This window comes from Caulobacter sp. FV1ye13L (assembly GCF_058681155.1).
In genome coordinates, this window is the sequence record NZ_CM178732.1 from 514,931 (window position 1) to 527,455 (window position 12,525).

Annotated in this window: 10 protein-coding genes; 7 read left to right on the top strand and 3 right to left on the bottom strand. The window is 67.5% G+C overall.

All coding sequences use genetic code 11. The annotated features are described in order from the left end of the window. The first annotated feature begins 138 nt into the window (after positions 1–138). The 3 genes from ACW176_RS02275 (at position 139) to ACW176_RS02285 (ending at position 3,634) form a co-directional block, all read left to right on the top strand. Positions 139–2,304, top strand: coding sequence for an acetate--CoA ligase family protein (locus ACW176_RS02275; protein WP_492110734.1), 2,166 nt, complete (start codon positions 139–141; stop codon positions 2,302–2,304). 101 nt (positions 2,305–2,405) lie between these two features. Next, positions 2,406–3,077, top strand: coding sequence for a helix-turn-helix domain-containing protein (locus ACW176_RS02280; protein ID WP_492110735.1), 672 nt, complete (start codon positions 2,406–2,408; stop codon positions 3,075–3,077). 29 nt (positions 3,078–3,106) lie between these two features. Next, complete coding sequence (locus tag ACW176_RS02285; RefSeq protein WP_492110736.1) at positions 3,107–3,634, top strand: pyridoxamine 5'-phosphate oxidase family protein; 528 nt, start codon at positions 3,107–3,109, stop codon at positions 3,632–3,634. 30 nt (positions 3,635–3,664) lie between these two features. Here ACW176_RS02285 and ACW176_RS02290 read toward each other — a convergent pair whose 3' ends face one another. Next, positions 3,665–3,994 carry a hypothetical protein gene (locus ACW176_RS02290; protein ID WP_419318681.1) on the bottom strand — a complete coding sequence of 110 codons (330 nt, stop codon included), beginning with the start codon at positions 3,992–3,994 and terminating at the stop codon, positions 3,665–3,667. A 36-nt stretch (positions 3,995–4,030) separates the two neighbouring features. After that, positions 4,031–5,695, bottom strand: a complete 1,665-nt coding sequence (locus ACW176_RS02295; protein WP_492110737.1) for an MBL fold metallo-hydrolase — start codon at positions 5,693–5,695, stop codon at positions 4,031–4,033. A gap of 170 nt (positions 5,696–5,865) precedes the next feature. Here ACW176_RS02295 and ACW176_RS02300 point away from each other — a divergent pair, with 170 nt between their 5' ends. Beyond that, complete coding sequence (locus ACW176_RS02300; protein ID WP_419318685.1) at positions 5,866–6,465, top strand: NAD(P)H-dependent oxidoreductase; 600 nt, start codon at positions 5,866–5,868, stop codon at positions 6,463–6,465. 5 nt (positions 6,466–6,470) lie between these two features. After that, positions 6,471–7,256: an LOG family protein gene (locus ACW176_RS02305; RefSeq protein WP_492110738.1), complete on the top strand. Its 786-nt coding sequence runs from the start codon at positions 6,471–6,473 to the stop codon at positions 7,254–7,256. A 52-nt stretch (positions 7,257–7,308) separates the two neighbouring features. On the opposite strand, the gene ACW176_RS02310 is transcribed toward ACW176_RS02305, so the two are convergent. Continuing rightward, positions 7,309–10,116 carry a TonB-dependent receptor plug domain-containing protein gene (locus ACW176_RS02310; protein ID WP_492110739.1) on the bottom strand — a complete coding sequence of 936 codons (2,808 nt, stop codon included), beginning with the start codon at positions 10,114–10,116 and terminating at the stop codon, positions 7,309–7,311. A gap of 292 nt (positions 10,117–10,408) precedes the next feature. On the opposite strand from ACW176_RS02310, the gene ACW176_RS02315 reads away from it, so the two are divergent. Next, positions 10,409–11,425, top strand: coding sequence for a cyanophycinase (locus tag ACW176_RS02315; protein WP_492110740.1), 1,017 nt, complete (start codon positions 10,409–10,411; stop codon positions 11,423–11,425). A gap of 60 nt (positions 11,426–11,485) precedes the next feature. Beyond that, entirely contained in the window at positions 11,486–12,499 is a 1,014-nt protein-coding gene (locus ACW176_RS02320) for an isoaspartyl peptidase/L-asparaginase family protein (RefSeq protein ID WP_492110741.1), read from the top strand. Positions 12,500–12,525 lie beyond the last annotated feature (26 nt).

Consider the following 12,525-nt stretch of genomic DNA (forward strand, 5'->3'; position numbering starts at 1 on the left):
TGCCCCGTCGCCTCGCGGGTTACAAACCGGTTCGGCGGAAGATCTGGTGCGGGACTCTACGGATTGCGCGTCAGCAGCCTGGCGCCGCCCTTGTCCCGCGACGGCCCGCGCGGATGGGTCAGGACGCCTGAGGTCACGATGTCGCCATACAACCTAGCCGCTCTGCTCTCGCCCGCCTCGGTGGCGGTGATTGGCGGCTCCGACCATCCGGGCTCGGTCGGCCAGGTGGTGGTCGACAACCTGCTGTCCGGCGGCTTCGCCGGGCCTATCCATCTGGTCAATCCGCGCCGGCTGGAGGTGGCGGGAACGCGCTGGGCGGCCCGCATTGCCGACCTGCCAGAGCCGCCCGACCTCGCCGTGGTGATCGTCCCGGCCGCCGCCGTTCCCCCGGTGATCGCCGAACTGGGCGCGGCCGGCGTCAAGGTCGCCGTGATCCTTTCGGCAGGCCTCACCGACGCCAACGGATTGCGGCAAGCCATGCTGGACGCCGCTAGGCCCTATGGACTGCGCATCGTCGGACCCAATGGCCTGGGCCTCCTGGCGCCCCATGCCGGCCTCAACGCTTCATTCGCGCGTGGTGCACCCATTCCAGGCAATCTGGCCCTGATTTCCCAGAGCGGCGCCCTGATCAGCGGGCTGATCGACTGGGCCACCACTCGGCAACTGGGCTTTTCCGGGATCGTCTCTGTGGGCGACATGGCCGAGGTCGACCTTGGCGACCTGATCGATCTGTTCGCGGCCGATCCCCATACCGACGCCATCCTGCTCTATATCGAGGGCGTCACCCACGCGGCCAAGTTCATGGCCTCAGCCCGGGCGGCCGCCCGCATCAAGCCGGTGATCGCCCTGAAGGCCGGACGAAACCCCGCCAGCGGCAGGGCTGTCCGCTCCCATACCGGCGCCCTGGCCGGCGCCTATGACGTCCACGTCTGCGCGTTCGAGCGGGCAGGCATCGTCCAGGTCGAGAGCCTGACCGAACTCTTCGACGCCGCCGCCGTTCTGCGCGTCGGACAGGGCCTGGCCGGCGATCGGCTGGCCATCATCACCAATGGCGGCGGAGCCGGCATCCTGGCGCTGGACGCCATGACGACCCGCGAAGGCGTCCTGGCCGAGCTGGCGCCCCAGACCCTGGAGCGCCTGAACGCCGTCCTCCCCGCCGGATGGTCGCACGGCAATCCGGTGGACCTGATCGGCGACGCGCCGGTCGAGCGTTATCGCATGGCGCTTGACGCGGTGCTGTCGGACCCCGGGGTCGACGCCGTTCTGGTCATGAATTGCCCGACCGCCTTGACCCAGCCGCGCGACATCGCCCAAGGCGTGGCCGACAGCGTCGTCGCCGCTCGCGGACGCGGCGTGCTCAAGCCCGTTATCGCCTGCTGGCTGGGCGACGCCAATCAGGATGTCGCAGGACCGATCCTCAGCGCGGCCGGCCTTCCGATGTTCGGGGCCCCGGACTCCGCCATAAGGGGCTTTGGCCATCTTCTCGCCGCCCGCCGCGCAAAGGCCGGCCTGTCCGGCGCGCAGGGCCGCCGCGATCCGCGTACCGACGATCGCGCTGCGGCGGTGGCCCTGATCCAGACCGCCCGGTCGCAAGGGCGCACCCTGCTCAACGAGATCGAGGCCAAGGACCTGCTGGGCGCCTATGGCGTAACCACCGTCCCGACCCGGCTGGCCGCCACGGCCCAGGACGTCGCCAGGGTCTGCGCGGAACTGGCGCCGCCCTACGCCGTCAAGATCGTCTCGCCGCAGATCTCCCACAAATCCGATGTCGGCGGCGTTGCCCTGGATTTGCCCGACGCGCGGGCGGCCGGCGCCGCCGCCGAGGCCATGGCGGCCCGCGTCGCCGCGACCTTGCCCGACGCCACGATCACCGGCTTTGCGGTTCAGACCATGATCCCGCCAGGTCGCGCCCACGAACTGATCGTCGGCCTGGCTCTGGACGCCACCTTCGGTCCTGTCGTGATGGTCGGGGCCGGCGGCAAGGCGGTCGAGGTTCTGAAGGACCACGCCCTGGGCCTGCCACCCCTGGGCGGCGACCAGGCACGGGCCATGATCGCCAGGACCCGAATATCGCGCCTGTTGGTCGGCTATCGCGACGAGCCCAGGGCCGACATCGACGGGGTGGTCGCCACCCTGGAGGCGCTTTCGGCGATCGCGACGGATCTGCCCGATGTTGTCGAGCTGGACATCAACCCCCTGCGCGTGGACGCCCGGGGCGTCATGGCGCTGGATGCGCGGATCGTCATCAGCCAGGAACCCGGCCTCGCCTCGCGCCTGGTTCTTCAGCCCGGGGCGACAGATTAGGCCGCCTTGCCGGCGGATCTGTTTCGCCTACGTAAACATCCCAATGTGAGATGCTCCGCCGTTCACCTATCCCTGAAACCCACTGCTCAGGGAGATGTGCGATGTCGATGCCCGCCTATCTGCGAGACCGCGCCGAAGCCGCCCCGCCGCACGCCCAGGTGATCTCGTCCGACGAGGTCTTCTCGGCGGTCGGCGTCGGCATGACCTTCTCCAGCGGCGAAGAGATCTACGCCCAGGATGACGAGACCGACATGGTCTACCAGGTCCAGCGCGGGGCGGTTCGCGCCTCTCGCCTGCTGGGCGACGGGCGTCGCCAGATCGCCGGCTTCTACTATCCCGGCGACCTTTTCGGTCTGGAGGCGGGTCTCACCCACCGCGCCTCGGCCGAAGCGCTGTGCGACAGCAAGATCCTCGTGGCCAAGCGCTCGGCGCTGAAACACTATGGCGAGGCCGGCGAACGCCTTGAGCGTCTGATCTGGCGCGCGACCGGTCAGGAACTGGGTCGGGCTCAGGACCACATGATGCTGCTGGCGCGCAAGAGCGCCTATGAGCGGGTCGCGGGCTTCCTGTCCGACGTGGCCAAGCGGCAGGGCGCGGCCTGGAGCGAACTGGCGATGAGCCGGCAGGACATCGCCGATCATCTGGGCCTGACCATCGAGACCGTCTCGCGCATGGTCACCCAATTGCAGGCTGACGGCCTGGTCGCCCTAGAGGGTTGCCGCCGGTTCCGGGTCGCCGCGCCGGTGCGAATGGCCGATCTCGTCGCAGCCTGAACGTCGCGCGACGTCCGCCGGAGGCCCTCATGGCCGAAGATCCACACCGTCCGCCCCCCGAGCCGCCCACTGAGCCGCTCGCATCCTCCGCGACACCCGAAGCCAGGGTCAACGCGATCCTGGCCCGCCACCATCTGATGAGCGTGGCGACCCTGCGCGCTGACGGTTGGCCACAGGCCACCCTCGTGAACTATCTGGCCGACGGCCTTGCGCTGTTTTTCCTGGTCGCTCAGGACAGCCAGAAGCACGTCAATATCGTCGCCGATCCCCGTGTCTCGATCGCCATCGGCGGCGATGACCAGGGCCCGCCGCAGGGCCTGTCCCTGGCCGGAAAGGCCAGCGTCGTCGACAACCCGCAGTGGGTCGATGCGCTCAATCGCCGGATCTGGGGAACCCCCGAATTCGCCCGCTTCGAGCCCCACCCCGCCGGGCGCGGCGTGGTCCTGCTGCGCTTCATGCCGATGTGGGTGTCGTTGATCGACTACGGATCGCCCCCAGGCCGCATCCAGTTGTTCGCCGTCGGCCAGGATTGGCGCCTCGAGCCGGTCGCAGCCTAGGCGCAGTTTCTGCGTCGACCGGTCAGGGCGCTAGGCGTCCTGACCCCGACGAACCAGGGTGTAGGTGATCAGACCGGCGGCGATGGCGGCGACAAGCGCCGAGCTCGCGGCGGTCGCGGCCAGGGCTTCGGCCGGGTGGCGCCGGACCTCCCTCTTCGCCGCTCTCTCGAGACGATCCAGCTTGGTCTGGACATCGCCGACCAGTTCTATGGCGGCATGACCCAGGGCCACGGCGCTCACCGAGGCCGCATCGCCGGCGTCGTGGCCCAAGTGGTCGACCATGGTCTTGAGGTGGTCGGTGACGTTCTGGAACGCGTCGCGACCGTCGCGGGCGATCGTCTTGATCTTACGAGATGCCATTGTCTTGCCTTGCGAAAAGGGGGGCGGATGACGTTGCTAGAACACCCCCACCGGCGGCGGCGGGCCTTGAGCTGAATCAAGTTCGCTCGCCGAGGTCGCATTTTGCGGCCTGTCCGGCCGGCCCTCGACCACCGCGCTGAGGCGGCGCAACAGCGCTTCGCGCGCCGCGTCGCTCTCGGCGTCGCCGAGGGCGGCGTTGAGCGCCATCTGAAAGGCGACCCGCTTGTTGTGCCAGTCGAGCTTGGAGGCGGCATGGGGCGGCAATCTGGCGGGCGACGACTGGAGCGGGACGGCGGGTCCCTCGCCGAGATCGAAGGCGTCGTCCAGGTCGGGGATCAGAATTGCGGCCGCATCGAAGCCGGCGCTGGTCAGCCGATCCCGCAACCCGGCGGTGGCGTCAGGCTCGCCATGGGCCAGCAGGATGGAACCGGCGACAGGCGCCCGATCGAGCGCCCAGCGTGTGAGGCCGGCGGCGTCAGCATGGGCCGAATAGGCGTCGAGTCTGCGCACCCGCGCCCGAACCCGCACCTCGTCGCCCTGGATGCTGACGCGTTCGGCGCCTTCGGCGAGCAACCGGCCCAGCGTGCCGGCCGCCTGGAACCCACACAGCAGCACCGTCGCCTCCTTGCGCCACAGCAACCGCTTAAGATGCTTGCGCACCCGGCCCGCATCGCACATGCCGCTGGCGGCCAGGATCACATGCCAGCCGGAGAGCCTCTCCAGGCCATCGCTGTCCCAGGGCTTGTCCAGGAAGCGCAGATGCTCGGAGGGGCGGACCGGCTCGAAAGGATTTCGCTGCAGGGCGGGATTCCAGCCCCGGTCGAGGAACACCTTGGAGGCCTCGATGGCCAGGGGCGAGTCCAGGAAGATGTCGCCGCGCGGCGCGTCGCCGTCCTCCATCAGTTGCAGCAGATCGACCAGCAGTTCCTGGCTGCGCTGCAGCGCAAAAGCGGGGATCAGCAGCGGACCGCCAGCGGCGTGCGCCGCCTTGAGTTCCTCGGCCAAGGCCGCGCGCCGCGCGACGCCGCTGGTGACGGTGCGCTCGCGGTCGCCATAGGTGGATTCAAGGATCAGATGATCGACGCCCGTGGGACCTTGCGGATCAGCGACGAAGTCGCTGCCGCCCGAGCCCAGGTCGCCGGAGAACAGCAGGCGCTTGCGGGCGTCCTTCGCACCGACCTCGACCTCGATCGACGCTGAGCCCAGGATGTGGCCGGCCTCCCAGTAGATCGCCGAGATCCCGGACGCGACCTCTACCGGCTCACCCAGCTTGACCTTCCGAAACTGCTTCATCACGCGGGCGGCGTCGGCTTCGGTATAGATGGGCTCGACCGGAGCCAGACCCCGTCTCTGGTTGCGCCGATTGAGCGCCGCCACCTCCGCCTCCTGAATCCCGCCCGCGTCGGCCAGCATCACCGCACACAGGTCGCGCGTCGCCGCCGTCGCATAGATCGGCCCCTCAAAGCCCGCGAGCATCAGCTTGGGTAGCAGGCCGCTATGGTCGATATGGGCGTGGGTGAGCAGAACGGCGTCGATCCGGGTGGGGTCGAAGGGAAAGTCGCCATAGTTCAGCGCCTTAAGTGTCTTCGAACCCTGGAACATGCCGCAGTCGACCAGCACCGTGGCCTCTTGGGTCTGCAGGCGGGCGCAGGAGCCGGTCACGCAGCCAGCGGCGCCATGAAACGACAGGATCGGGGTCATGATGAGATCTCGCGGGGATGGGCCAGATCGGACGCGACGCGAACCGGCAAGGCCTGCTGGAGCCGGCAGGATCGGCCAGACTGCGCCCCATTCCGTGATCTGGATCAATTTGGCGGCCTGACCGAAGACTAGTCTGTGAAGGCAACCCGTCGCCGCCTGGGAGCCGCCCCATGAAACACGCCGTCATCCTCGCCCACCCCAAGCCCGACAGCTTCTGCGCAACCATCGCCCGAACCTGCGTCGAGCATCTGCGGGCGACCGGTCACACCGTGCTGCTGCGCGATCTCTACGCGCTCGACTTCGACCCCCGCCTCAAGGCCACGGAACTGCCCTCCGCGTCGGGCGCACATCCGGCCGCCGATATCGTGGCCGAGCGCGGGCTGGTCGGCGATGTCGACAGTTTCATCTTCGTCTATCCGTTCTGGTTCAACGCCCCGCCCGCGATCCTGAAGGGCTATGTCGACCGGATGTTCAGCATGGGCTTTGGCTATGCGCCGGGCCTGGGCGGCACGGAATCGCTTCTGGACGACAAGACCCTGCTCAGCTTTTCAACCTCGGGCGCGCCCGAGGACTGGGTCAACGACACCGGCGCCCTGAAAGCCCTGATGACGGTGTTCGACCTGCACCTGTCGGGCGTTTGCGGTCTGCGGGTTCTCGACCACAAGCACTTCGGCTCGATCGTCTCGAACATCACCGAGGAGTCTCGCTCGGACGTCCTGCAAAGGGTGCGCGTCGGTCTGGACGACCTGTTCGCTCCAGCGACCGCCTAGCGTTCATGCCGAGCGATACCCCGAACCCGGGCGCCCCCGCGCCCGGGGCGAACAGTGACCGGCAGGAAGCCTCCGCATCCTATCGCCTGGCGGCCCTCGACCAGGACTTCCTGCTGGGCGACTCGATGCGCAGCGTCCGGTTCCTGCTCGAATTCGCCAAGGCCGATGAAGCCCTTCGCGCCTGGGGCGTGCGCTCGACCATCGTGGTCTTCGGCAGCGCCCGGGTGCGGGAGGATTCCCCCGGACGGCGCGGCGAATGGTACGCCCTGGCGCGGCGCTTTGGGCGCATCGTCTCCGAGCAGGGCCTTGCCACGCACGTGGAAGGCCAGCCGCGCGACAACGTCATCGCCACAGGCGGCGGCCCTGGCCTGATGGAGGCCGCCAATCGCGGCGCCTTCGACGTGGGCGCGCCCTCGATCGGCTTCAACATCACCCTGCCGCGCGAGCAGCGACCCAACCCCTACTCGACGCCCGAGCTGACCTTCCGGTTTCACTATTTCGCCATGCGCAAGATGCACCTGGCCATGCGCGCCAACGCCCTGGTGGTCTTTCCGGGCGGGTTTGGCACCTTCGACGAGCTGTTCGAACTGCTGACCCTGCGCCAGACCCGCAAGTGCCCGCCCATCCCGATTGTGCTGGTCGACGAGGCCTACTGGCGCTCGGTGATCGCTTTCGACGCCCTGGTCGAGCACGGCATGATCGACGCGGCGGATCTGGATCTCTTCGCCTTCGCCGATACGGCCGAAGCGGCGTGGTCGCGGGTCCTGGCTGCCAGGCCGCCCGCGCCCTGAACCTTTGCGAAAAGGCGGCCGCGAGGCGGCCGCCTTCAATCGCCGGGGAGCCTTACAGCCCGCCCGCCCCGCCGAACTTGTGGGTCAGCTGCAGGTAGTAGCTGCGCCCGGTCGAGTCGAACCACGAGGTGTCATAGTAGGGATAGCCCGAATAGGTCGGGTCGCGCTGGGGTCCCTTGTCCAGCAGGTTGTCGACCGCCAGGCTGATCCGGGTGGTGTCGTTCAGGTCGTACTGGACGGTGGCGTTGTAGAGATAGCTCTCCTTGATCCAGCCATCCTCTGCGTAGTTGGGCAGGCGCTCCAGGCGCTGGCCGTGCACGCCCAGGGTCAGGCGATCCAGGGTCCAGTTGATCGAACCGGTGCTCTTGGAGCGCGGGATGTAGAAGCCGCTGTCATAGGCCAGCTGGTTCTCGATCGGATCGCCCGGATACTGCCGGCTGGTGTGCTTGTGCACCCAGGTATGGGTCAGGCCGAAATTGAACGTCCCGAAGCTTTCGGTCGGCCAGCGATAGTGGGCGGCCACGTCGAGGCCGGTGGTCTTTTCAGTGGCGACGTTGATCGGATTGATCGTCACGGTCGCGATGGCGCCGGGGTTGATCGCCGCCGTCAGCGGGTTGCGGGCCACGCGGGCCAAGGCGTCGACGCAGGTCGGCGAGGACGCGCTGACGGCCGTGCCGGCGCTGGTCTTGCCCAGTCGGCAGTCGGCTTCCTGGCGCAGCACGCTGTCCAGGCTCATGTCGAGCACGGCGTTGTCGAGCTGCACGCGGAAATAGTCGACCGAGATGTCGAAGTTGCGGATCGGCGACCAGACTGCGCCATAGTTCAGCGACTTGGAGGTTTCCGGCTTCAGCTTGGCGTTGCCCAGGCGAACCTTCACCAGGCCTTCGCCCGCATAGCTGCAATCGCCCACTTCCTCGTCGGGCTCCTCGCTGCGGCAGCGATAATAGTCCGTGCCTGAGGGGTGGCTGATGCCTTCCTTGGCGAACACATAGTGCAGGTCAGGGGCCCGGAAACCAGTGCCGTAGGCGCCGCGCACCAGCAGCGTCTTGACCGGCCGCCACTCAAGTCCGCCGTTGTAGGTGAACTTGTCGATGGTGTTGCCGCCGTACTTGTAGCCGTCGTAGCGGCCGGCCGTGCTCAGCTCCAGGCTCTTGAGCAGCGGGGCGCGGAACTCATAGCCGGCGCCCCAGCGCTTGCGCGAGCCATCGCCGTCGGCGTCGCGCAGGCCGTAGTAGTAGTTCTGGGTGGCCAGGGGATCGAGGCCCAGCTTGTAGGACTGCTTACCAAGCTCGGCGACGGCCGCGAAGCCGACCGGGCCGGCGGGCAGGGTGAACAGGTCGGCCTTGTTGACCTGGAACGACACGCCCTGCTGGCGCGCGACCGGCTTGTAGGTGGTGCGCGCAGTGATCGAGTTGAACTCGGCGACCGTCAGCGGCCTGTAGAGACGGGCCGGATCGGCATTGAAGATCGGGTATCCGCTGTCGTCATCGACGCCCAGCTGCGCGCCCAGGAACAGGGCCGTGGCCTTGGAGGTCACAACCTTGGGCCAGCTGATCGACGACTTGTACTGGCTGAAGTTATAGAAGGCCTCGTAGTCCCAGCCGCCGCCCAGCGAGCCCTTGACGCCCGGCGTGATGCTGAAGGTGCGCGAGACGTTCTTGATGTAGCCCTTGCTCAGGCCGCCCATTTCCTCAGGCGTGAAGTTGCGGTGCCACAGGTCCAGAGCGCCCGTGAACTGGTTGTAGAAAATGCCGTCCTCGCTGCCATTGGCGTCCTGGTATTCCCAGTTCAGCACATCCTGGAACTGGCGCGTGCGGCTGTAGCCGGCCGAGATGTCGGCGAAGAACGATAGGTCGTCGGTCTTGGCGTAGTTCAGCGAGGCCACGACATTGGCGCTCTTGCGTTCGCTGATGATGGTTCCGTAGCCGATCGAGCTGTAGCTGCCGCAGTAATAGCCGGGGCCATAGTCGTCCAGGTCGGCGTCATAGTCGCCCCAGCCCGGTCGGCTGGCATATTCCACGGAGCCACCGTTCAGCTTGCTGAGCGTGGCGCAGGTGGCGCGGCCTGGATCGATATAGACTTCAGCATCAGGATCCATGCGCAGGAAGTCGCGGCGCGCGATACGGGCGCGGGCGGTCGGGGCGTCCTTGGTGCTGTCCTGGATGTCGCGATCATAGGCCCAGAGCGGCTTCTGATTAACGAACTCGCCGCCAATGACGAGGTCGAAGTCACCTTGGGAAAAGCCGCTGGAGACATTGACGCGCTGGCTGCTGGCGCCGCCGTGCTCGAGACCGCCGAAGGTGACGTCGACAATGGTGCCGTCGGCCTTCTTCTTCAGATTGAAGTTCACAACGCCCGAGATGGCGTCCGAGCCATAGACGGCCGAGGCGCTGCCGCTCAGCACCTCGATGCGGTCGATCATGCCCAGCGGGATCGAGGAGGTGTCGGTGAAGGCGCTCTTGCCGTTGAACGGCAGGGGGAAATCGGCGATGCGGCGACCGTTGACCAGCACCAGGGTGTGGTTGGGGCCCAGGCCGCGCAGGTCGACCTGCTGGGCGCCGGGCGTCCAGTCGGCGCCGCTGGACGACTGCTGGGTCTGGGTCTCGCCGCCGTTCTGGGTGAGGCTGCGCAGCACGTCCGGCACGCTGTTGAAGCCGGCGGCCTTGATGTTCTCGCTGGTGATGACGGTGACCGGGGCCGGGCCCTCGGTGGCGATCCGGGGAATGCGCGACCCAGTGACGACCAGGGCCTCGACCGCGGTCTCGTCCGTCTGTGGGGTGGTTTGCGCGAGCGCCTGGCCGGTGATCATCAGGCCCGCCGCGCCGGCAAGGGCGCTGGCCCCAAGCAGATGCATCTTCATCATTATCCCCTCTTTTTTAGCGGCGCATCCATTCTCGTGGACAGGCCCGACGCCGGGTTGCACCCCAAGGTCCGCTCATGTTGGATTGCATTTCTCACAAATTGAAAGCCGAAAAGATCAAATTGTCAGATTTGGTGGACAGAATGTGTTCCACGTGCAGCTTTGATGCACAGCGCACAGATCTGCAGCGCTGGGTCCGGAAACAGGCTCGACCGGGGTCCAGTGCGCGTTTGGCCTCTGGACCTGGCGCCGCGCCCACGGCCAGGATCGCGACAGGCGAGGGATGGATATGATGCTGGCTAGAATTTCGGCGCTCGCGATGGCGGCGGCCCTGCTCCTTCCCCTGAACGCGCTTGCGGCCGATGCGCCCGCCAAGGGTCCCGACGCCGTCGGACCGGGCTACGAGTATTATGTGATCGGCGATGTCACCGCCCCGACCCCGGGCAAGACCGGGCCGCTGCTGGCCCTGATGGGCGGCGGCGACTGGCCGCTGGAGGCCTTCCGTCAGTTCGTTAAGCAATCCGGCGGCGGCCACATCGTGGTGCTGCGAGCCCGCGGCGGCCGCGAACTGCAGGACGAGATCTACAAGGATGTTGGCGGCGTCGCCTCGGTCGAGACCCTGGTGATCCAGAACGAAGACGCCGGCGAGGATCCCAAACTGCTGGCCATCATCGCCCGCGCCGACGGGATCTTCTTCGGCGGCGGCGACCAGAGCAACTACATCCGCGCCTGGAAGGGCACGGCCCTGAACAAGGCGCTGGACGCCCACGTCAAGGCCGGCAAGCCGATCGGCGGCACCAGCGCCGGCCTGGCGATCCTTGGCGGCTATTCGTACGGCTGCCTCGACTCGATCAGCATGACTTCGCCCGAGGCGCTGAAGAATCCCACCGCAGCCGGTGTCACCCTGGTGCGCGACTTCCTGCACCTGCCCTGGCTGTCGAAGGTCATCACCGACAGCCACTTCGACAAGCGCGATCGCCAGGGCCGCCTCGTGGCCTTCGTCGGTCGGCTGATCCAGGAAGAGAACGATCCGACGATCGCGGGCCTCGGCATCGACGAAGGCGCGGCGATGCTGATCGACGGCGACGGCGTGGGTCGGTTCTATGGTCCTGGTCACGGCTGGCTGGTGCGCCCGATGGCCAAGCCCGCCACCATCATCGCCGGCCAGCCGCTGACCTATGCGCCCTTCCCCATTGTCGGCGTGGGGCCGGAAAGCACGCTGGACTTCAAGACCTTCAAGGTGACGCAGCCGGCCTTTACCCTGACCGCCCAGGTCAAGGACGGCGTGCTGATCCGCAGCGACCGCTGACCGCCAGTTCCCCGCCTTTTTCCGCCGGAACCCGCCTCCGGCCTGTCCAAGAGAGTTGCGATGACACCTTCCAAGATCCGCTCGCTCAGCCTGTCGATCCTGGCCCTGTGCGCGGCCTCGGCGCCGGTCATGGCGGCCGAGAGCAAGTGGTCTCTGGCCGTTCACGGGGGATCCGGCGTGCTGGAGAGCAGCGCCATGACGCCTGAGAAGGAAAAGGCCTATCGCGCCGGCCTGGAGGCTGCGCTGGAGGCTGGCGCCAAGGTGCTGAAGTCCGGGGGCTCAAGCCTGGACGCGGTCGAGACTGTGGTGCGGACGCTGGAGGACAATCCGCTGTTCAACGCCGGCAAGGGCGCGGTCTTCACCGCCGAAGGCAAGAACGAGCTGGACGCCTCGATCATGGACGGCGACACCCTGAAGGCCGGGGCCGTCGCGGGTGTGACCCGCACCCGAAATCCGATCAGCCTGGCTCGCGCGGTGATGGAGAAGTCCCCGCACGTCATGCTGACGCGCGAAGGCGCCGACCAGTTCTCCAAAGAGCAGGGCCTGGAGCAGGTCGATCCCGGCTACTTCCGTACCGAGGAGCGCTGGAAGCAGCTGGAAACCTGGCGGAAGAACCACCAGGCCGTGCTGGATCCCACCCATCTGTTCGGCACCGTCGGCGCGGTTGCGCTGGACCAGGCCGGACATATCGCGGCCGCCACCTCGACGGGCGGCATGACCGGAAAGCGGTGGGCGCGAGTCGGCGATACCCCGATCATTGGGGCCGGCACCTATGCCCGCGACGGCGTCTGCGCGGTGTCGGCCACCGGATCGGGAGAGTACTTCATCCGCGAGACTGCCGCCCGCCAGGTCTGCGACCGCATCGCCTGGAAGGGCGAGGATGTTCAGACCGCAGCCGACCAGACCATGGCCTCGATCACCAGGATCGGCGGCGACGGCGGTCTGATCGCCATGGACGGCCAGGGCCGCCCGGCGTTCGGCATGAACGATCTGGGCATGTACCGGGGCGCGATCTCGTCGGCCCTGCCCACGCCGCGCACCGCGATCTACACCAACGAGCCTTCACCGAAATGAGACTGATGGTCGGGACAGACTCAGGG